This window comes from Paenibacillus mendelii, from assembly GCF_024498075.1.
Taxonomy (GTDB): Bacteria; Bacillota; Bacilli; order Paenibacillales; family Paenibacillaceae; genus Paenibacillus_Z; species Paenibacillus_Z mendelii.
Window position 1 is genome coordinate 533,250 of record NZ_JANHOF010000001.1, and the last position, 21,999, is coordinate 555,248.

18 protein-coding genes are annotated in these 21,999 nt (G+C 49.5%); 5 read left to right on the forward strand and 13 right to left on the reverse strand.

What is annotated here, in order from left to right; genetic code table 11:
• Positions 1-44: 44 nt before the first annotated feature.
• From NNL21_RS02265 to NNL21_RS02275, 3 genes are all read right to left on the reverse strand, one after another.
• The gene (locus NNL21_RS02265) at positions 45-1,382 is read right to left on the reverse strand and encodes an ABC transporter substrate-binding protein (protein ID WP_204815827.1); all 1,338 of its coding nucleotides are present in this window, start codon (positions 1,380-1,382) and stop codon (positions 45-47) included.
• Between the two features lie 213 nt (positions 1,383-1,595).
• A complete protein-coding gene (locus NNL21_RS02270) occupies positions 1,596-2,237 on the reverse strand; it encodes a glycerol-3-phosphate responsive antiterminator (RefSeq protein WP_204815828.1) in 642 nt (213 codons plus the stop codon).
• Between the two features lie 10 nt (positions 2,238-2,247).
• A complete protein-coding gene (locus tag NNL21_RS02275; RefSeq protein WP_204815829.1) occupies positions 2,248-3,090 on the reverse strand; it encodes a metallophosphoesterase family protein in 843 nt (280 codons plus the stop codon).
• Positions 3,091-3,414: 324 nt separating this feature from the next.
• Here NNL21_RS02275 and NNL21_RS02280 point away from each other — a divergent pair, with 324 nt between their 5' ends.
• Positions 3,415-4,791, forward strand: coding sequence for an ABC transporter substrate-binding protein (locus tag NNL21_RS02280; protein ID WP_204815830.1), 1,377 nt, complete (start codon positions 3,415-3,417; stop codon positions 4,789-4,791).
• A gap of 47 nt (positions 4,792-4,838) precedes the next feature.
• Here the strand turns inward: NNL21_RS02280 and NNL21_RS02285 are convergent, their stop codons facing one another.
• The gene (locus NNL21_RS02285; RefSeq protein WP_204815831.1) at positions 4,839-5,327 is read right to left on the reverse strand and encodes a hypothetical protein; all 489 of its coding nucleotides are present in this window, start codon (positions 5,325-5,327) and stop codon (positions 4,839-4,841) included.
• A gap of 171 nt (positions 5,328-5,498) precedes the next feature.
• Here NNL21_RS02285 and NNL21_RS02290 point away from each other — a divergent pair, with 171 nt between their 5' ends.
• The 4 genes from NNL21_RS02290 to NNL21_RS02305 all read left to right on the forward strand — a co-directional run bounded on the left by NNL21_RS02290 (position 5,499) and on the right by NNL21_RS02305 (position 8,727).
• Positions 5,499-6,089: a class I SAM-dependent methyltransferase gene (locus tag NNL21_RS02290; protein WP_204815832.1), complete on the forward strand. Its 591-nt coding sequence runs from the start codon at positions 5,499-5,501 to the stop codon at positions 6,087-6,089.
• Positions 6,086-6,772 (forward strand): phosphatase PAP2 family protein, encoded by a 687-nt coding sequence (locus NNL21_RS02295; protein ID WP_204815833.1) that lies wholly within the window; start codon positions 6,086-6,088, stop codon positions 6,770-6,772. The genes NNL21_RS02290 and NNL21_RS02295 overlap by 4 nt, the downstream gene beginning before the upstream one ends.
• Before the next feature lie 178 nt (positions 6,773-6,950).
• On the forward strand, positions 6,951-7,646 hold the full coding sequence (locus NNL21_RS02300) for a response regulator transcription factor (protein WP_204815834.1): 696 nt from the start codon (positions 6,951-6,953) through the stop codon (positions 7,644-7,646).
• Entirely contained in the window at positions 7,636-8,727 is a 1,092-nt protein-coding gene (locus tag NNL21_RS02305; RefSeq protein ID WP_204815835.1) for a sensor histidine kinase, read from the forward strand. The genes NNL21_RS02300 and NNL21_RS02305 overlap by 11 nt, the downstream gene beginning before the upstream one ends.
• Here the strand turns inward: NNL21_RS02305 and NNL21_RS02310 are convergent.
• The 9 genes from NNL21_RS02310 to NNL21_RS02350 form a co-directional block, all read right to left on the reverse strand.
• Positions 8,698-9,288 (reverse strand): GNAT family N-acetyltransferase, encoded by a 591-nt coding sequence (locus NNL21_RS02310; protein WP_204815836.1) that lies wholly within the window; start codon positions 9,286-9,288, stop codon positions 8,698-8,700. The genes NNL21_RS02305 and NNL21_RS02310 overlap by 30 nt on opposite strands.
• A gap of 163 nt (positions 9,289-9,451) precedes the next feature.
• Entirely contained in the window at positions 9,452-10,834 is a 1,383-nt protein-coding gene (locus NNL21_RS02315) for a sialate O-acetylesterase (protein WP_204815837.1), read from the reverse strand.
• Between the two features lie 146 nt (positions 10,835-10,980).
• Positions 10,981-12,042, reverse strand: a complete 1,062-nt coding sequence (locus NNL21_RS02320; protein WP_256555015.1) for a M15 family metallopeptidase — start codon at positions 12,040-12,042, stop codon at positions 10,981-10,983.
• Between the two features lie 53 nt (positions 12,043-12,095).
• Entirely contained in the window at positions 12,096-12,800 is a 705-nt protein-coding gene (locus tag NNL21_RS02325) for a histidine phosphatase family protein (RefSeq protein ID WP_204815839.1), read from the reverse strand.
• A 215-nt stretch (positions 12,801-13,015) separates the two neighbouring features.
• On the reverse strand, positions 13,016-14,236 hold the full coding sequence (locus NNL21_RS02330; RefSeq protein WP_204815840.1) for a GNAT family N-acetyltransferase: 1,221 nt from the start codon (positions 14,234-14,236) through the stop codon (positions 13,016-13,018).
• 60 nt (positions 14,237-14,296) lie between these two features.
• On the reverse strand, positions 14,297-15,808 hold the full coding sequence (locus NNL21_RS02335; RefSeq protein WP_204815841.1) for a glycoside hydrolase family protein: 1,512 nt from the start codon (positions 15,806-15,808) through the stop codon (positions 14,297-14,299).
• A gap of 169 nt (positions 15,809-15,977) precedes the next feature.
• Complete coding sequence (locus NNL21_RS02340; RefSeq protein ID WP_204815842.1) at positions 15,978-17,738, reverse strand: ABC transporter ATP-binding protein; 1,761 nt, start codon at positions 17,736-17,738, stop codon at positions 15,978-15,980.
• On the reverse strand, positions 17,731-19,485 hold the full coding sequence (locus NNL21_RS02345; RefSeq protein ID WP_204815843.1) for an ABC transporter ATP-binding protein: 1,755 nt from the start codon (positions 19,483-19,485) through the stop codon (positions 17,731-17,733). Before NNL21_RS02345 ends, NNL21_RS02340 begins: the two co-directional genes overlap by 8 nt.
• Before the next feature lie 262 nt (positions 19,486-19,747).
• Positions 19,748-21,973, reverse strand: coding sequence for an ABC transporter ATP-binding protein (locus tag NNL21_RS02350; RefSeq protein WP_204815844.1), 2,226 nt, complete (start codon positions 21,971-21,973; stop codon positions 19,748-19,750).
• Positions 21,974-21,999: the final 26 nt, after the last annotated feature.

Consider the following 21,999-nt stretch of genomic DNA (forward strand, 5'->3'; position numbering starts at 1 on the left):
ATAACCTCCAGATCGGAGGTTATCTCGAAGCACAATGAAGGCTGTTACTTACTAAGCAGCTTGTTCGCCTTCTCAGCCGCTGCATTCATGGCATCCTGCGGCGCAACCTTAGGATCCAGGATCGCTTTCTCAATCGCTTCCTTAATAATTTTGGCTACTTCCGGATACGAGGTTTCCATCGGACGCGGTCTCGCGAATTCCAATTGATCGACAGCCACCTTATACTGTGGGAACGCCTCGAAGTGCGCTTTAATCTCGTCACTTTCGACGGCAGACATACGAGTTGGCAGGTAACCGACATATTTATGCTGATAAATCGTATTTTCCTTCGATGTCATGAACGTGATAAACTCCCACGCAGCTTCTTTCTCTTCGTCACTACTCTTAGAAGTCATGACGAGCTGGCAGCCGCCGGTCGGTACGCCATAGCTTTTGTTAGCCGGCATAAACGCGGTCATCAATTCGAATCCATTGCCCTTGGCAATTTCCAAGCTGCCGGATACGCCGGCGGTGGAAGCGAATTTGAATGCGGACATCTGATTCGCCCAGTCTTTATCCGCAGTAGCGCCTGCTTCGTCGCCTACCGGAATCTTGATCAATCCTTCGCTGGCCAGCTTCTTCCAGAATTCAACGGGAGCCACACCCTCGGGTGAGTTAAACGCAGCTGCTTTGCCGTCTTCGGACAGAATCGTGCCTCCGCTCTGAGCGACCAAGCCTTCATAGAACCAAATATCGGCCGGCAAGGTCATTCCAATCTTCCCGTTTTCCTTGAGTACGCGTGAATATTGCTCCAATTCATCCCATGATTTCGGCCCTTCTGGATCTAGACCGACTGACTTCAGCAATGTGATATTCTTGTATAGAATCGGGGTGCTTCTCATGAAAGGCAAGCCATACAGCTTGCCATCCACGTAGGCGTTCCCCATCAGCCCCGGATTAAAATCATCCAGCTGAACCTTATCCTTGTCGCGGTCGGCGAAAGCCGTCAGCTCTTGCAGCATGCCGGAGCGGGCGAATACGCCGGTAGATGCGATTTCCAGATCCGTAACAGCAGGAGCGTCGCCCGCAGCGAAAGCGGCCTGTACCTTTGCATGCAAATCATCATAATTCCCTTGATGCTCGGCGATGACTTCGATACGGTCCTGCGATGCGTTAAACTCCTTGACCATGTTTTGTTTGGCTTCCTCAATCTTCTCGCCGAACGCATACCAATACTTGATGGTGATCTTCTTCGCCGGGGAAGGATCTGCTGCTCCGGATTTGTTGGAGCCTGTCGAGCCGGTGGTGTTCGTCGTCCCTTCATTCTTCCCGTTCGCCCCGCATGCCGCCAATACAACAACCATCATGACCGTAAGCGTGAGTAAAGCAAGCTTCTTCACCATTGTCATTTCCTCCACCTTTTTTTGAATTCGTTTGGCCACAGCAAAAAGAAACCTGAATCCAGCTGCAGACGTTGATGTCCGCAGCTTGATCAGGTTTCTCCCATACTCCAACCTATTGCTATTTACTTTTCTTCCTCATCATAAGAGACAACTATTAATGCTGTGTTACCGATTTGATAAGATAATATAAATTCGTATTCGTCAGCGCTTCAATTATAAATTGCTGCAAAGCCGGTTCTCATTCCGTTGTTGACCTTGAGATACATTCAGGTGCTGCCAAAGCTCCGGCTTGGAGGTTGTGACGGCCGTGGCCCCATTGTTCAGGCATTCCACTGCCTGGCCCTGCTCGAATAACAATCCGCCTGTCAGGAGCGGGAGCGAGGTGAATGCTCTGACACTGCGAAGCATCTCCGGAATACGGGCAGGCATCACTTCGACGATGTCAGGCTCCACCTGGGACAGACTCTTGGCGATGTTCTCCAGTCCTTCTGTATCGATGAGGAAGAACCGCTGTATGGTGAGCAGTCCCATCTTCTTGGCCGTTTTGACCACGCTCGTCTTGGTCGTAATGATCCCTGTCGGTTTGATCGCCTTGGCCAAATAATCAAGACCGAAGAAATCCGTACTCAACCCGCCGATTTTCTCAAGATGAAGAAACACCGGCAGCTGATGCGCATGGAATACGTCAACATAGCCCTTCACGACCCCGATATGACCCGTTAACAGAAAAACACCGCTCAAACGGTTACGCTGCGCTAAAGCCTGCTCGATATGCTTGGGTTCTTTAATGGAAGCAATCATTCGATGCATCTGAAGCCCCTTGTAGAATCTGTCATGGTTGCTGCTCATCTTCATCGTAATAACCTCATTCCGGCTGTTTCATTTGCATAAGAGGAACGTGATACGCCCGGTCGGAATCCATTCCGCGCGCATTCGGGTTATGGGTGAAATGCTTCATATTCGCATATAATGTGGATGCATGCTCGATAAGTCCCGCTTCATCCAAGTCTATCGTGGAGAGCTGAATGGACTCTTCGGTAAATTCAACGATTCGAAATCCGTGCTGATCCAGACAGGCTGATAGCTGTATAAACAGCCATCCGCTTTGTTCAACGATGGAATCCACATGCGTGTGCCCATTGAAATAAATGCCGATTCCCTGCTTCTGGCTTAATATGCGCCACATATCGATATCCGGGTGAATCGACATCTTGTCCAGCTCGGATTTCGTCGTCGTGTTGTAAACCGGATGGTGGCCAAAAACGAGCAGTGGCTTCGTGCCTGAGGCCTGAACCATGCCTTCCAGCCATTCCAATTGTTCTTCATCGATCCTGCCTCCCCAATCATCTGGCGTCATCTCTTGGCAGGTATCCAGAAAAACAAGCATCGCTTCATCCGTCACGATCGCGTGATAACGCTGTCCGCCAGTGATAGCCAGTACATTCGATCTGGGCTGTGCGTATAAATCGTGGTTTCCCAATACGTGAATGAACGTTCGGTTCTCGCGTCGAAGCAGCTGATACACGTCTTGAAGCTCCGTGATCGATCCGAGATTCGTCAAATCGCCCAGCGATATGTGAAAATCGGCCTCCATATCCAGAAATCGTGCCAGCACGGTTTGATAGTAGGCTTCACGCGCCTCTGACCATCCCGGTAGTGCCTCCTCGATATCGTGATAATGCAAATCTCCCATCAGAACCAGTTTCATGCTCGCTCTCCTCTCGATTATCGACGATTTGTCGTTCCTAATCATATTACTAACCGCATATTGCATAATTGTTAAATAGAGAAGTTTTTTTTGTAAATATCAAATAAAAAAGTTATTCACCATCCATTCTCCTAGACATCTGTCTAATATGGATACAAACAGGATAAATCCCGTTATTTACACCTTCCCTGACGGATTGTTATGGTACGTGTATTAACCTTATGTTTCATGAAAGCAGGTGAGTGCCGCACATAGGGACGCGTTTGAATCGGCATCTTGCACAAGATCTGACGGCCATTACACTAAACTGGAGGGGTTTATACCATGCATAAGTCTAAGGCAATATTATTCCTGGTCCTATTCGTTCTGCTCGTTGTAAGCGCATGCAGCAATAATACTCCGAATCCAACCACGGATACGCCCGCCAACAAACCAACAACGGAGAATACGGATAAAGAGAATCCTGTCAAAGAAGAACCGCCCTCCGAGGAACCTGTCTTGGATATGAAGGGCGAACCCATCAAGATCATGCTGTGGTACGGAGAACCAGTAGCGGGTACGGAGGAAGGCGATCTCGTTATAGCAAGACAGAAGGAAATCGAGAAGAAATACAATACAACCATCGAGTGGGTCAAGGTGCCTTGGGGTGAACCGATCCAGATGATTACGGCCGCTGCCCTATCGGGGACTCCGGTTGCCGATATTGTGGCACTGGACAGATACCATGCCATACCTGCCATTAATCAAGGTTTGGTGCAGCCGATCGACGATTACTTTGACTTCGCTGATACCAAGTGGCCGAAGGGCATCAAGGACTTCGGTTCCTGGAACGGCAAGATGTACGGGTTTACGGAGCGGGTAACAGGCAGCGCTGGACTTTATTACAATAAGACGCTGTTTGAACGCGAGGGCCTGCCGGATCCACATGATCTGATTGCAGAGGACAAGTGGACGTGGGACACCTTCCTCGATATCGCCAAAAAGGCGACCAAGGATACGAACGGAGACGGGGTCACTGATCAGTGGGGACTTGCGAACGAAGCCGGTACGCTTGCCCGCATTATGGTCTACGCCAACAACGGCTCTATGATGGAGCAAAAGGATGGCAAGTGGGTGTTCCCTGCCGAGGATCCGAACATGATCGAAGCGCTCCGCTTCATGGGCGATATGTTTACGACGCATAAGGTCATTGCTCCCAATGACGGGAATGATGATTACAATGAATCGCAGACCCTGTTCAGCAGCGGGAAAGCGGCTATGGTAACCGGCGAGCTGTGGGAAGGTGCCGAGCGCAAGACGATGACTGACGAGCAAGGCTTCGTCTATTTCCCCAAAGGGCCGAAGGCATCGGAATATGTAAATAACGTGGCTAACTTTATTATGTGGTATATGCCAGCGAACGCCACAAAACCGAAGGAGGCTGCCACGATCTGGCAGGACTTGATTTTATGGGACCGCATCGATAAGCTAAAAAGAGAAGATGCCGAGAAACAGAATTTAGCCAGCGAACAAGATATCGAAATGATGATGAAGATCACGGACATCGTTCAGCCGGTCTTCCTGCCGCTCGGAGGATTGTTCGGCGAAATTACCAATTCCATCGCCATCAAAGGCGAATCGCCGGAAACGGTATTACAGCGATCCAAGCAGACTGCCCAAGAAGGGCTCGACACAAACCTGAACACGGCTGCAGCCAAATAAAGCAAGACAACATAGAAGAGGAGGCGGCCGCAGGGCTGTCTCCTCTTCTATGTCGTGATATCGATCCGCTTGGATTTGGTTAATCCAAAATAGCTGTACGTGACGGTCACATCGCTAACATTGCTGCCGTTCGTGATTCGAATCCCATAAAAGACCGGTTTCGACAATCTTTTCTTCACAATATCTTGATTATCCTTAGCTTTTCGCGCAGGCGTAATCGGTTGTTGATCAATGGCCATAAATGCAGCTTGAGGCGAGCTCTCGATTCCACCCAAGACGAGCTGAAGCGTATAGCTGATGCCGAGCTCCGCTTTCTGAGGCGCGTGATCGCCGTTGACCTCGACTCTCTTCAGATGCAGGTTGCCCTGCCCCTCGTTGATCACCGATAGGATAATCTGCTTCTGCTCGTTATTATAGGTCGTTACCCCATCTACACGCAGCGGATCGCTCAGGTACACATAGAGAAATCCAACAACGACCATGAGAGAGATGATTGTGCCGATTGCAAGCAACAAACGTTTATTCCTCTTCTTCATAATACCTCCGACGGACTGTTGTTCTTACTTTACCACAAGCCGCCTTTGTCACGGAAATTAATTTCTCCTCCCCTCCCTAACCTTTTCTTCAGAAATAATTCAGATTCTCCCTTGCTTGATCCAAAGATCTTCCCGTTAACATCGGAAGAGTAAGTCAAGGGAGGAAACCACATGACATTGAATATAAAGGCGCAGGTTCAGGAAAGATTGCTGTTTATCACTCGTTTCTTCAGCTCGCCGGGGCAGATCGGGAGCGTAACGCCAAGCTCGAAATTTCTGGCCAAAAAAATGATTGACGCCGTTCCTTGGAACGAAGTGCAAGCCATAGCCGAGCTGGGGGCCGGTACTGGAGCAATTACGAAGTATATTCCTTCTAGCGCACAAACATCTGCTAAGGTCATTCTCTTCGAGAAAGATGCTTTACTGCGTAATCAATTAAAGCGGCAATATCCAGCCTTCGCTTGCCATGCGGACGGCTGCGAGCTTCAGGTCGCTATGCGCCAAGAAGGCATCGAGCAGCTGGATTGTATTCTTAGCGGCCTGCCTTTCTTCAACTTTCCCAAGGCCGTTCGGGATCAATTAATCGAACAAATTCGGTTATCGCTCAAGCCGAGTGGACGATTCATCGCCTTTCAATACTCGCAGCAGATGAGAAAACAGCTGAGCGAACATTTTTTGCTGAGAGAAATTCACTTTGTACTGATGAACGTTCCTCCGGCATTCGTATATATATGTCAGAATAAAGGAGGATCATCCGTATGAAAAACAAAATCGCAGGGCTTCTCCCGCTGTTATGGCTGCTCGCTATTCCGGTCTTGAACCTTTTCTATACCATCTTGAATCATGGAGAAACCAACGTACGGAGCCTAGTGACCGGATTGGATGAGAGAATCCCTTTTGTACCCGCCTTTATTATTCCTTACGTGATATGGTACCCTTTCATCATTACCATGCTGATCGTTCTATTTCTGAAGAATCGGCGAACTTATTATCGAACGCTGCTCACCTTATGTCTTGGCCTAATTACGTGCTATATCATCTACTACTTCTACCAAACGACTGTTGGACGTCCGATTATTACTGAGAATGGACCGCTGTACGGGTTGGTTAAGCTGATCTACGCAACAGATCGCCCCTACAATTGTTTCCCAAGCATCCATGTGTTCACCAGCTATTTGATGCTGAAGGGAATGTCGGACTGTGCGAATTGGTCCAGGACAGCGCGTCTAGGATCGACTGTGATTTCGTGGACGATTATCGTTTCAACCCTCTTTGTGAAGCAGCATGTGTGGTTGGATATTGTGGGAGGTATCGTGGTGGCGGAAGTGCTATACGCGGTTGTACGCAAATGGATTATCATATCGGAAAAGAGGATCCCGCCTGCGATTTCTCCTAGTGAGGATCATCTGCCGGCATCAAGGCCATCCCGTTCATCTCACCGGTAAGGACCATTTGGAATCGATATAGCTCATAGTGGAAATCAAATACAAGAAGACGGCCTTCTGATTTATAATTAGGGAATGATGTCTTCAAGGGATTCTTTCATCCTACTCGTTGTTGTGTGTGTCCTGAAGTGATCAGCTTTTGTTTAGAATCGAATCGTCTTAGGAGTGACCCCTTATCATGAAGAATTCCATCTTAATTGTTGATGATGATCCGGAAATACGAGATGTGCTGCACATCTACCTGCGCAATGAAGGCTATCATGTGGAGGAAGCCGAGGACGGGCTGCAGGCTTTGGAAATTCTGCAGAATGAAGGGATTCATCTGATCATACTGGATATCATGATGCCTCGTTTGGATGGCATTATGGCCTGTCTCCGAATAAGAGAGGAGTCCGACATTCCGATCATCATGCTCTCGGCGAAGGAAGAGCCTCTGGACAAAATCACAGGGCTCTCCACAGGGGCAGATGATTATGTGACCAAACCGTTCAACCCGCTGGAGCTGCTTGCACGGGTGAAGGCACAGTTAAGGAGACAAAGCTTTACAGCCTCCAGTCCGGCGGTCAATGCAGCAGAAATTATTATCGATGATCTCGTCATCAACAAAGATCAGCATTCCGTGACCGTTCGAGGGGCAGACGTATCCTTAACCCCTATTGAATTTGCCATCTTGGAGCTCCTCGCCACTCATCGCGGACATGTGTTTAATATCGATAAAATCTACCAGAATGTATGGAAAGAACAGCATGCCTTCTACTCCGATAATACAGTGATGGTTCATATTCGGAATATTCGCGAGAAAATCGAAGTCAAGCCGCGTGAACCGCAGTATATTAAAACCGTCTGGGGAGTGGGATACAAGATTGAGAAATAAAATCTGGAACTTCATCATGGGAAAACGGAGCATCCGCATCCAGATGCTTTGGGCCTATGTGCTTAGCTTGATTTTCACCCTAATCACGAGTTTCTTAGCGGACCTCTTCCTGAAGACCTTTCTGTCTGAAGTCCTCCTGTCACTCGCATCCGGAGCATTATTTTTCTTCTTCTTCATACTCTTCTTCTTCTTATGGACCCGCCCCATCATGAGATATTTCCGAACGATTACCGATGGGTTAAAGTCGATTGCCAGCGGGAATTTAAGCCAGCGGATTCCTCTGGCCAGACAGGACGAGCTTGGTATCGTCGCGCACAACATCAATCATATGGCAGAACAATTACATCAACAGCTGGATAAGGAACGCCTCATTGAAAAATCGAAGATGGCGTTAATTACGTATGTATCTCATGATTTGAGAACACCGTTGACGAGCATTATGGGCTATTTGGACTTGTTGAAGAACCCTGCGCTGTTGAGCGAGGAGGAACAAGAGCGCTTCATTGGCAATGCCTATAACAAGACGCAGCAGCTGAAAAAGCTGATTGATGACTTATTCGAATATACGCGGTTAACGAATGGCGACGTGAGGCTGGTCTTTCAGGAGGTCGATTTCACCAGCCTATTGGAACAAATTATCTCTGAATTCGAACCCGTTGCGAAGGAACAGCACATCGCGGTCATCCCGCTTATCATACCCGTGCCCGTCAGGCTTCGTTTGGATATTGAAAAAATGGTGAGAGCCATCGATAATCTACTATCGAATGCACTGAAATTCTCCATTCAACCCGGTCAGATCAAGGTTCAGCTCACCGTGGTCAAGAAGCAGGCCGTATTGTCGATTGAGAATCTTAGCAGCCCCATTACCCCAGAGCAGGAGCAGCAGCTGTTTGAACGCTTCTACAAGATGGAGCCCTCCCGTAATGATCACAAGTGGCCATCCGGTTCCGGACTCGGTCTGCCGATTGCCAAGAATATCGTGGAACAGCATGGCGGACGGATTTGGCTTGAACATGCGAATGGGCATTACAAGTTCTCGATCGCAATCGACTTAGCTGCTAATTCGCAAGAAGCCTTCTAGTCTCGATTGAACGTCCGGCCACTCTTCCCTTATGATACTGTGCACACAGGAATCGCGAACATAACCGTCACTTAGTATTCGATTCCGCCTCAAGACACCTTCGTGAACGGCACCCAGTCGTTGAATAGCCCGATTAGAACGCTCATTCCGAATATCAGCAATAAACTGGACGCGAACCGTCTGCAGGGTATCGAAGCAATGCTTGAGGAGCAGGTACTTGCACTCCGTATTCATGCGCGTCCTCCAGACGGAAGGATGATACCAGGTCCATCCGATCTCCAGATGGCGATCTGCCCGTGAGATATTGCACAAGCGCGTCGATCCCACAATCCGGTTGGAGTCTTGATCGATAATCGTAAAGGGCAGTTCCTTGCCCAGCTCTTGATTGCGAAGCGCGTCTTCAATAAAGGTATGGGCGTCCGCTAAGGCGTGAATCTTCGTTGGCAGATACGTCCAGATTTCCGGGCTTTTGGATGCTTCATACAAGCCCTCCCCATGCTCCCTAGCTAGAGGGATAAGCTTGGCTCGAACGCCGATCAGGTCAATCGATTCTATGTTCATACACGCTTCTTCCTTTCCATATCAGTGTGTCTGCAATAATAAAAGAAAAATTGGATATGTCAAAGAGCCAATTTTTCCATCTTATATAGGACCACTTGCAAACAGAAAAAAGGCGTCCAATATCCATTGATTTGGACGCCTTACACGAAGCTATTCCGTTCAGTTAGATGGAAATCGGACCGAATACGGGCAGCGGAATACCCAGCTCATCCCTGACATTAACAGTCGGATTAAGTCCTCGTCCATGCCGCAGCTGGCAGGATTCCGGCGCCGGCTGCTCCAGCTTGAGCACGATACGCTGTCCGTCATTGTCCATATGGCCTATCAGCGGCAGAACCTCATTCCCGCTTGTGACCTGGAAGGCAAAGGCTCGCTCAACTGGCCGCAACCGGCCGTTAATACCGGAGAATTCCAATGTCAGCTCCGTGCGGTCATCATTCCAAATCGCCGCAGCCAGTCTTGGCCCGGTCTGAGTGGGAGATTTATCATGAACGAGACGTAGTGCCGCCCACGCCATGCGATGACCGATATCACGCAGCGAGGATGCATCGGGATGTATCGCATCCGCCAGCACCGCATCGATTGTCGGTACGAGCTCAGCGTTGCCGAGTACACTCTCAAGGAGAAGCTGATTGTCCTGAATGCGATTCCACGCTTCTTCACTGCCCCAATTCATTACGGTCGCGATTTGCGCGTAGATGAAAGGCAGTTCTGCATCTCCTAAATCCCGTCTCAAGCTGGCGACCCATCGAACCATTCGGTCATAGTAGAGTCCGACGACCGAGTCGTCCGCATCGCTCTCACCTTGATACCACAGGCAGCCCTTCACCTTACCTCCGCTTGCTTGTATGACACGAAGCATCGCGCCATACAACGAGCGTCCGCCTTCCTCGGCCAGCTCTTCACTCCATTGGCTCATCGAAGTACCGCCATGAGCGACCATGAGCAGACCGACCGGAATACCGGTGTGCTGCAGCAGCATTTTGCCAAACGGAATACCGAATCCCGCCCCTTGCACACGGTCTCTGCGGTACGCTGCCGCATATTCCTTCAGCCGCTCTTCGGAAGCTCCCTCGGGAAGATGCATCCAATGAATCGGATCGGGTGATTCGAACACCCAGCACAGTGGATCAACCGCCAAGTCCCATCTGTCCCCCATATAGAAACAGCTCACGCCCGACTGCGGCTCCTCGACATCGATCAGCTTGCCGCAGCCCTCCGCATTGGATTGACCGGCCACGATCCACAGATCGCCGACGAATACCGGACCGACTTCACCTTCAGCGAGCAGCTCCTTGCTGTCGGAAGATAGGATACGTATGTACAGCGTATGCTCCCCGACTGGTACCGCTTCCAATACGCTAGCGAAAACGGGCTCATTCGCCAGTCCCAGCGTTCTCCATGCACCTGCTGATATCCTGGCTTCCACGCGTCCGTTGACCTGTTCCGGTACCTGTACCGAGAACGCAATATCCGCCGTATTCCGCTCATCCCGTTGATATACGTGATGAGCGGCCGGACCTGAGAATTCTAATTTAAACGCCATCTGCCAAGCCACCCTCCTCTTCTTCTCGAATTCGATCCGCACAAGTTCCAGGGGCAATCGAATTGTTCTCGATATACATTCCACACTTCCCTAAATATTCCTGCTCCCTCTGATTCAACTACGGCATATAAGTCAAAACAGAAGGGTCACTCAACATCAAAGTCAAAATACTGCTTCGGGAATGGCTCGTTATGGAGGGTGAAGTGCCACCATTCCTTCGAATACGGATCGAAGCCTTGCTTGACCATCGCATTCTTAAGTATGTTCCGATTGGCCGTCTGCTCTGCCGTAATTAGAGCGGTACCATGATGCGAGATTTCACCAAGAAAATCAAAATCGCTGCCCATGTCGATTTCATTGCCCGTCTTCTTATCCACGATCGTCAAATCAATTGTACTGCCTCTCGAGTGCCCGGACCTCTTGGCAATGTAGCCGCGCTTAAACAGCGTTGCCTTCGCCTCATCGGGATAGAAGGTTTCTTTCATCAGCGTATCCCCGCTATCCTTCGACCAGCTTATAAAATGAGCGACTGCCTTCTTCGGACGATACGCATCGAACACCTTGAGCAGATATCCTTGACTGTCCAGCTCCTCACTAACAGCCTTCAGCGCCGCGGCCGCCTTGCTTGACATAATGCCAAGCGGCGCTTTATAACCATCGATTCGTGTCCCGATGAAATTATAGTCGCTATAATAACGAATGTCATAGACAGCGGAAGGGATGACTTCATCCAAATAGACGAAGCCTTTCGGTAATAGATGCTTTTTGACGACAGGCTCCTCCTTTAACTCTGATTTGGTTCCCGGGTCCGTTTCGCTGACGTCTGCGTTGACTGCTTCACTCTCATCTTTGATTTGGGGTTCACTACTAGCATTAACTGGCGGTAATGCAGCTTCACCTTGGATTGTATGCTGGTGTTCCGTATCGGCCCCCTCTATGAGAGCCTCTTTCTTATCATCTTCCTTATGATCGGTACGGCTGACTTCACCATCTTGTTTTGAATGAATAACGGTCTTGATTTCCTGTTTCAGAATGTGATCATGCGTATACGAGATGGCAAACATGATAAGACCATTAATTAAGAAGACTAATGCTATACTTCCGATAACGCGGAATCGATTCTTTCTATTTAAAACGGCGGTGATCATACCGGATAGAAGAACGAGAATGAATATTCCTTTGAGTACATAAGTCAGTGTGAGCATCATACGTTCCTTTCGTCGGTATTTTCCTAGATGCAATGCGGACCAGACTCCGATCTTTAATCGAAGTTGGCCATAATTCCCTGACTGCTTGTAGGCAGCTCGGAGCCAAACAAGTGTGAAGTATCGCCTAGCCCGAGGCAGCGGGGTACCGCCCACTGATCCGTTCTTTCATCCATGAGGATTGTCGTTACCGAGCTTGGCGCTTTCCAGAAGCCGACCCACATCGAAGGCACCGGAATTTCCAATAGATGCGATAACCACGTAAGGCCGAATCCAAGATGACAAAAGATCGCGATTTTCTGCTGATTCGGCTGTTCAATCCGGTATCGTCCTCCATCGCGCACATATCCCAGCGAAGCCAGAAAATGATCCGAATTCGCCTTCAGTTGATCGTAACGAGCGGCGAAATCCTGGTTGACGAATGGTCCAGACTCGCACCAATTGTTCCTCTGCGGGAATGGCTCGGACTCCCTGACAATCTCGCCATCCACATTCCACGCCGCCTTCAGCTGTCCATCGGCTCCATCGACATGCCAGCCGCCCAGCTCGGCCATCCATGGCTCAATCACAGGCTCCAAGTTCATCAGCTTGGCCGTGTATTCCATCGTATGAAGAGCCCGCGGTACCGGCGAACTGTATATTCGTTCGATCCCTTCCCGCTTCAATCGTTGCGCCAACGCCTTCGCTTCCAGATGCCCCGGCCCCGTTATGGTATCGTTCGGGTAATCCGGGTCAGCGTGACGAATAATATATAGCCGCATGAGAATATCCCCCTGTACATCCATCAATATAAACAGCACTTCCCTTATTTCAACAAGTCAGGTCGATTACCCTCCCTCATCGTCGAACATTCTTTCTAAGCTCTACAACTTCTACCACTAACGCGCCTGTTGGTCTCAACAAACACGTTAATAAACCGACGCTTGGCAGCAGTCGGTTTATCCTTGAATCGTATGTTATCCACCCGGACCATATGTTAGAAATAATCCGAGAAGTAGGGATGCTCATTCGGAATGATTTTCTCCAATAGTTGAACGCTGGCCCCGTCGGATTGAATCCGGCCGATTCTCGCGAGATAGGCAGGCCGCTTGTATCCCATTAGCATGCTCGTCAATGAAGGAATATCGGCAATAACCGAAGGCTTCCCGCCGCCTTCCTGCAAGCTGCCCTTTCCCTCCTTATTCACCGACAGCGTGAAGGTCCCTTGGTTCCATTCCAGCATAGGATCGTGCAAGCTGAATACCAGCTCGCAATCCGATTCCTGCGCTTTGAACGGGTACTGTCCGATGAAGAGAGTGACGTCCACGATCCGGGCCATGAAGTACGGCGCAATGGTTTCCTTAATATCGCCGTCATCCAAGATGAACGCCAACGGCTCATTCTTATAGATATCTCCTTTGACCAGCGTGATCATGGAGAAGTGCGCACTGACGAAGTTCCATAATCCTGTCCGCGCCTCTTCATCCAGGTACACCATCTCTTTCATATGAAAGATTTCTTCGGCCACCCAATATAACAGATAGCCTGTCGGGTGATCGTCGCTGTCATAGTATATGGCAACGGTCATATCATCCAGATCCCAGCGCAAATACTCTTCCCATGCCAGTTCGTTGCGGAGCATCGCTCCATGGTTTTGCAAGGCGAACTGCGTGTAGATCGTTCGGATATCCGGATGCTCGATCGTGACGCGTTCCACATTGCCGGGCACCATCCTCAGCTTCGGCAGCTGCGTATCCTGTACTTCAAAGGAAATTTTATCGGAAATGATCTCCCAGCCCTTGCGTCTATAATAAGGAATCGAGTAGGGATACAGATAGGATATCGATTGCTTCCGATCCCTCATATTACTAAGCGCATGCAGCATAAGCTTGTTCATTAATCCCAGATTCGCATACTCGGGGTAAGTGCCTACCCCCGTCAGTCCCCCCATCTCATAGATATGTCCGAATAGGTTCACTTGAAAAGGGTACACCGCCAGCTGAGAGATCAGCTTGTCGCCATCAAACCATCCTAACACATTCGCATGCTGCAGAACGGGCAGCTTGGATTTGGCGATCTCCCTATTCTCCCAGCCGAAGGTCTGCAGATCCCGGTTGGTGACTTGAAATACATAGCGCAGCAAGTCATTAAACTGCTCCCCATGACTCGTTTCGACGTTCTTGAGCTTGAGTCTGTCTTGCAGCTTCCGGCGACTCATCGGTCTTCTTCCTCCATTGTTAACCATAATATCCATTAGTTTCTGTTTCTAGGCTGCAAACTATGCATCTGGAGCAAGCTTTCCAATCGCAATCTCCACCCACCCCAAAGTAACCTCATGATCGGTGGAAACCTCAATCACATGAAACCCATCCTTCATGGCATGGTCTGGTATATGAAATCCAAAGACAGCTCCCTCCGGACACGGCTTCTCTAGAATTCGTTCACCTGCCCATTCGCATAACTGACCGTTCAAATATACCCGGCAGCCAGACTCCAACAGCCCTGCCCCATTCTCCATACCGATGAGGATCATCGCGGCTTGTTGATTCGGCTTCTCCCCGATATGTATTCGGATGCTCCTGCTTCTACCGGCTGCACAATGCACGGGCAGTATATTCGCGCTAGCCTCACCGGGCGCCCATGTATCGGCATACGTGACAATATGTCGCCGCGGCTTGCCGCGAAGGGTTTCCACATGCCCGGCTTCACGCAATAAATTCGGATAGTTGTGGAGGTCAGCCATCGCCGTCTGGGAATCCATGTAATTAAATAGATAAATCCGGTCCGCACCCCGATTCAAGAACGACATCGCGGCTCCCCTTACCGTTTCCAAAGTATTCATCTGACGCAGCTTGGATGCTGGATAGGCACGGATGAGAACCTCCAGACCCGCTGCGAGCGTAACCGTGGTGCCGCGGAGGAGCTGCTTCCATATCTCAATAGGCATATCGGTCTCAATGGTTTCCCAGAATGGCGTCACAACCAGCTGGTCTATGAGCCCTTGCTGGGCCCATTCCGCCGCGTCCATCCCAAGCGCCAATGCCGTTTCTGGACGAGAAGGCACGCGCGCTGACAGCTTGATTCGATGGCCGCGTTTCATCTCCCATTCATCCAGCAGCTTGCGGACGGAAGAGGTGAACTCGGTGAGGATGACAGCGCCTTCACTTTCGAAGCCGGGACGAAAGTGATAACCGAAGCGCATCCAATCCAGCTCGATGCCATCAACATCATATCGCTCCACAACTTCCCGGATCAGCTGGAAATGATACGCCCGCACCTCCTTGTGCCCATAATCGAATGCACGATCGGTCCACTCTTCGAACCTGCCGGTTATCCGGCGCAAATCCGGCCGCTCCCGCCACAGCCGATTATGCAGGTAATGCGACTCGTCATTCACATTGTGTACGTCATTCATTCGAATCGATATCCATGGAGAGATACCCAGCTGCCTGCTCCGCGCAATCCACCGCTCATACAAATCAATACCCTTCATGGACAGCTGCCAAGCCATGTGAATCCATTGATAAGCGCCGTTTCGTTCCGCTGGGCCAGCTGAGGCAAGCAAGGGCTGATCCTCTCCTCCTTCCGGGTCAAATCCAGACCACACAGGCTCCCATACCTCGCTTGCATAACTGGTTCGCATACAGTTCACATTGAGTACGAGTTCCTTCACTTGAGTCCCTGCATATTGATCCACCCATGCATCCACCTCAGCTGCGGTGATATCCGGGTTTCGGCGGGAGTTATAATAATGAGTGTTATCTTCATTTAAGACCAGTTCGCCACGCATATAAATGTCCTCCTCTTGATTCAATCGTTATGATCATCATCCCCGATTCCATCCCCAGAGGAAATATGAACATCTTGTTATTTTAGTAGGATTTATGCGATATGGCTTTCCTTACTAACTAGTCCTGAGACGAAATAGGTTATCGCATCAGCAGCCTGCAGCTTGCTGCTCAACTGAGCAAGCAGCTAAATTCTTCGCTGTTCTCGCCATTCATAAGCTCCTTGTATGTCCCCTTCATCTTGATTTGGCCATTGTCCATCACAATGATTTGATCGGCGTACTGCATCGCTATCCTTTTCTGCGTGACGACCAGACAGGCCGCCTCACTCCTTTGCCTCTCCTGATGCAATCTCTCCCACATGCGAGTCTCCGTTGTCCTATCAAGAGCGCTTGAGATATCGTCCAGAACCAGCAGCTCTGCGTTTCTAACGAACATTCGAGAAGCTGCAACCCGCTGCTGCTGCCCGCCGGATAGCTTGACTCCCTTCATGCCTATTACGGTATCAAGACCGAACTCCAATGATGCGATATCGTCATCCAATACCGACAGATGCACAGCATGGGCAAGTTCTTGATCGGAGGCTTGCTGGCCCAGCTTTATATTCGATTGGATCGTATCATTAAATAGATGGGGAATTTGAGGCGTATAGGCTGCATTAGGCGGAACGAAACATTCCGAATCGTCAGAGACGCGCCTTCCATTCCAATAGATATCACCGGATGTTCGGGGCAGAAGCCCGAGAATCACGCGCAGCAGCGTTGTTTTTCCAGAACCTACCTTCCCGCTAATGACCGTAAATGATCCCCTGGGCACTGTAAAGGTGATGTCGCGAATCCCTTGATTAGAACCGGGATAGACGAAAGCAAGTCCGCTCACCTCGATTCGTTCTAATCGTTCTCTCCGGGCACCCGCCTCCTCCTGCGGCAGGTCTTCTTTGAGGTAAAGCGTATCGCTGTCCGTAAGCTTATTGACATGATTGTCTCCTATGACCTCTTGAATTCTGGCCAGCGAAACAGCTGTATTGCGGAACCCCGCCCATGTCGTGCCGAGTAATCGGATCAAATTGGACACATATCCCAAGAAGTAGACATACAGAGTTAAATTTCCGATGGTGAATTGACCATCACGAATTTTCTGGCTGATCAATAACAATAAGAAGGCCGTTCCGAGGCTGACAATATTGTCATAGATGCTATCTAGCGTAGTTCTAAACACATCATTGCGCCTGTTTGCAGCTGCCCGCGCCTCATTGAACCGTTGCAACCGTTTCAAGAATGATTCCTCGGCATGATTGACTTTAATCGCCTGCGAATAGTTGAAGATGTCCGATAGCAAGCCCGTGACTCGGTCGGAGGTCTTCTGCTGTTCTCGATAGAACACGGTAATCCGCTTATTAAACCAATTCGTAATGATAACGGCCAGCAGCAGTGGGGTGAATAAGACAACGGTCACCCTCCAGTCAATGGAGCTAAGAATAATTAATCCGCAGCAGGAGAAGATGGCATAAGCCAGAAAATAAGGAATGCTCCACATCACAGACTCCGGGTTGAGCGTATCGGTGCGGATGACATTCATCAGCTTACCGTGATCAACGGATAAGGGGGACGCGCCTGGTTTGCGCAGAATTTCCCGAAAGATATTGCGGCGATAGTATGCGCGTATAATTTCGGTCCAGCCATAGCTTAAGGACAGATCGATAGAATAGCTTACGGCTTGGACAAGAGGGACTACTATTAATAACGCCGTGACGCCGTACAGACTATTCAACGTAAGTGTATGACCGGATACTTGATTGAAAAACCGCTGGATCAGTAAGCCGGAAAGAATCCCTAACCCTGCGTACCCGCCGATCCGCAGCAGAACAACCACCGAATAATTCAGGGGATAATACATGAAGACTCTTCTGAGGACGATCATCACATCACGCATATAATTCGGATCCGCCTTCTCTGATCATCCGTGAATAGGCCGAGCTCGGATTATGCGCAAGACATCCCGTTTCATCAAATTCCAGCACGCTGCCTTCCTGTAGAACGAGTGTATAATCGGTGTTCCTGACAGTCGATAGACGATGGGCAATAATGATGCAGGTCCGATTCTTCATTAATACGGCAATCGCCTTCTCAATTCTTCTCTCTGTTATAGGATCGATTCGAGAAGTCGCTTCATCGAGTATGAGGATCCGAGGGTTGCATAGAAATACACGGGTGAACGCAATCAGCTGGGCCTCTCCCCCTGACAAATTGCTGCCATCACGCTCAATTCTCGTATCCAGCCCATCAGCCATGCTGCGGAACCAGTCACAGAGCCCCAATCGATCGATGATCTGCACAATTTGTTCATCCGTTATATGATCTTTGTACATCGTGATATTGTCTCTTAACGAACCGGCGAACAATTCAATGCTCTGCGATACAATGCCAATGCTCGCCCGGAAACTATCAAGCGCATACTCCCGGCTATCTGTTCCATTAATCCGGATGGCTCCCTCTTGCGGATCGCACATACGGAAGAGCAGTCGGGCCAGAGTAGATTTACCGCTCCCGGTCTTCCCTAATAACCCGACTGTCTTATTCGCAGGAATTTGAAAGCTGACGTTACGCAGGACCTGATGCTGATCATCATCATAACGGAAAGACACATGATCGAATTGGATTGAAATTGCCGGATCCATAAGATGTGCACGGCCCGATGTGTCCACCTTGCCGGTATAATCGAGCAATTCATTCATTCGCAGCAGTGCCGCATGGACGTATTGCAGGTCTGAGATCTCGGCAACCATGCTCTTAAGCGGAATGAGCAGGATCGTGATGTAATAATAAATGAGAAATATCGTTCCGATACTCATAGCTTTATTATGAAGATGAAGGAGCCCCATAGAGAGCAGAGTTACAGCCAATACGAGAGCGAGCATCACTTCACCGGTGTTAATCACGATTCCAATCCGGAATCCGGTTTGCTTGCGGGTCCGATATAAGCTTTTCAATTTTGCGTAATACGAGTGAAGGGTATAGGTCTCTGCCTTGAATGCCCGAATATCCTCCCGTCCTGCAATCCGCTCATCGATAAAACCGACAGTATCGGCAGAATCCGCCATATAGTTCCGAATCGTCTTCGAGCCGAACTTGCCCATTCGAGTCAATACAACCAATCCGGTGATGGATAGAGCTAATACTACAAACCCCATGTAGAGATTTATGTAGAAGATGACGACAACAATACATACAATCAACAGATTATTGCTGATCATCTTCAAAGCAAAGGCCGATAAAAAATTGTTGAGCTTACCGACGTCTCCATCAATCCGCTCAACCATCTCCCCGGGTGTATGCCGGCTGTGAAAAGACAAGTCATAATTCAAGCATTGTCTCATGAGATCCAGTCTTACCTTATTGGTGATCTTCCAGGTTACATCGCTAGTAATGAATTGCATGACAATCGTTACCAGCTGCCTGATTACCGTCAGTCCGAGAAAAAACAGCGCAATCGTGAGAAGCTCCGCGGCTGCCTTCCCAGCTTGTGCGCTGTCTAGAAATCGCTGTATATATAGCGGACTATAAATTTGAAGAGCTATATTCCCGAAGATGAAGAGGAGAAGCAGCAGTAATTGAGCGCGGTGCGTATACAGATAACCATACATAAATTTGAACTGGGCTCTGTCTAGTCGAATAAACATATCCGGCCTCCCTTTGAGATGAACGATCGTCATAAATAAACTATAGGAAATCCCAAAAAAAGTATAGACTTAACCTTTTCTGTGAGATATACTACTATTATGGAAGGCGAGGACGCCTGAGTTGTATTAACTTATGTCAAATTCAAAGACTCCTATACGAAAGCATGATGCCACAGGCATTGTGCTTTTTTTTGTTCCGCTGCTCCTTCCACTTTGGACGAATAAAAAAACTCTCCTCCCCTTTCAGGGACGAGAGTTCTCGTTATACCGCGTGCTCAACCTTGTGCTGTTCCGTCTTCTGCTTCGACATGTCGCGCTGCGCGTTAATGAGATTATAATAAATGCCTTCTTTCTCCATCAGCTCGCGATGCGTACCGACCTCAGCCACTTCACCTTTGTTCAGTACTAGCAGGCGGTCCGCATTCCGCAATGTCGCAAGCCTGTGGGCGATCGCAATGGTCGTGCGGTTATGCGTAACCCGCTTCAACGCTTCTTGAATGGCCATCTCCGTATCGATATCGAGCGAGGCGGTCGCTTCATCCAGAATTAGAATACGCGGATTGTTCATGACCGCTCTGGCAATCGCCAGACGCTGTCTCTCGCCGCCGGATAAGTTGTTCCCGTTCTCCTCCAGCTTCGTATCGTAGCCATCCGGGAAGTTAATGATGAAGTCATGGGCATTGGCGATTTTCGCGGCTTGGATGACCTCCTCCTGGGTGGCATCCGGCTTGGAATAGCGGATGTTCTCCATAATCGTCCCGCTGAAGAGGAAGGTCTCCTGCAGTACGACACTAATCTGGGACCGGAGATCCTCCTGCTTAATGTCGCGAATATCAATGCCATCGATCTTTATCGTGCCTTCCGTAACATCGTAGAAGCGGGACAGCAGGTTAATCAGCGTTGACTTACCCGAACCCGAATGACCTACCAGTCCGATCATCTCGCCCTGCTTCACGTCGAAAGTGATCTGCTTAAGGACCGGCTCATACGATTTGTAGCCGAAGAACACATCGTTGAATGCTATGGTTCCCTTAATGTCATGCTTCAGCGACACCTCTTTATCGAGCACCTCAGGCTGTTCGTCGATCACCGAGAATACACGGTCAATCGAGATCACCGCATTGGCTACCCAACGAGGCATGAACATCATCCATGCGATAGGCCCGAATATCATCCCGGCATAGCTGCTGAATTGAATGAGCTCACCCAGATTCATTTCTTTGCCGATGATCATGTTGCATCCGATAAGAAGCACCAGATATTGTCCCAATTGGATCAAGTAGTTCGTGATGGGCGACAGAATACTGAACAGCTTCTCGGATTTAATCGCGGCATCCATAAACTGGCTGTTATACTTTCTGAACTTCAGGATTTCTCCATCTTCCTTGCCGAACGCTTTCACGACGCGTATGCCGCTTAATACGTCATGCAGGAACGAGTTGGCTTTGTCATAGACCCGCCACTGCTTGTGGAATAGCTTCCACAATACGTATTTCCAAATATACATGTGCATGTAGGCGACGATTGGCGCAGGAAGCAGGACGACTAACGCCAGCTTCCAGTCCGCATTGAAGAGCAGAATGCTCGCCGAGATCAGCATAATCAGCTGAAAGATGGCTGTTGTACACACTTCTTGAATGAGATGGCGGATTCGATCCGTATCGGAGGTGATCCGGTTCATAATATCACCCGAGCGCTGCGATGTCAGAAATCCAAGCGAGAGATTCTGAAGCTTATCGTAGACGATCTTCCGCAGATCGGCAGCGATTCCCGAGCTGACTCCGGCCATAATCCGGCCTCTGATGATGCCGAACAGCTCCCCGAGCACAAGTGCAAGCAGCATTGCGCCCAGGACGTAGAAGAATATCGTCTTGCTGGCGTCCTGCCCCTCCGGCGGCTGCAAGGAGGAGTTGATCAGGATCTTCTGCAAATACGGACCCACCAATGCAACCGCTGATGAGGCCAACAGGACGATCAACCCCAGGCTCATATTCTTCCAATGAGACTTGGATACTGTGAACAGCCGCTTGAAGGCTGCCGCTTTATTCATGCATCTAGGGCAAACTCTAGTGCCGTGCACGAGTGATCCGCCGCATTTGGTACAGACCGGCTCTACTTCGTTGTTGAAGATCCGGATTCTTCTCTGTGCGGACATGTCGTTGAGAATCTGCGCGATATAGCCGTATCTCGCCGCATGCTGCATCGTAACCCTGACCAGAATCCGTTTGGTCCCGCCCTCTTCAGCTTCCAGAACGGAATTACCGATAAGAGGGACAATTTTGTAATCCTTCATGGCAGCGATCAGTCCGCTGTCTAGAACCTTGCCATGCTCCACATAAGCCCATTTATCTTGACCGACGACAAAGTAGCCCGGCATTCTTTGGCCTGTTAAGGATAAATCGGCAGGCACCCCGTACCGGATTTCCTCGCCAACGGCTCGCTGAGCCGCCTGCAAATCTTGCTCTGACAGCGTAAAATTGAGATTCATCGAATCCTCCATCCCCTATTTGAAAG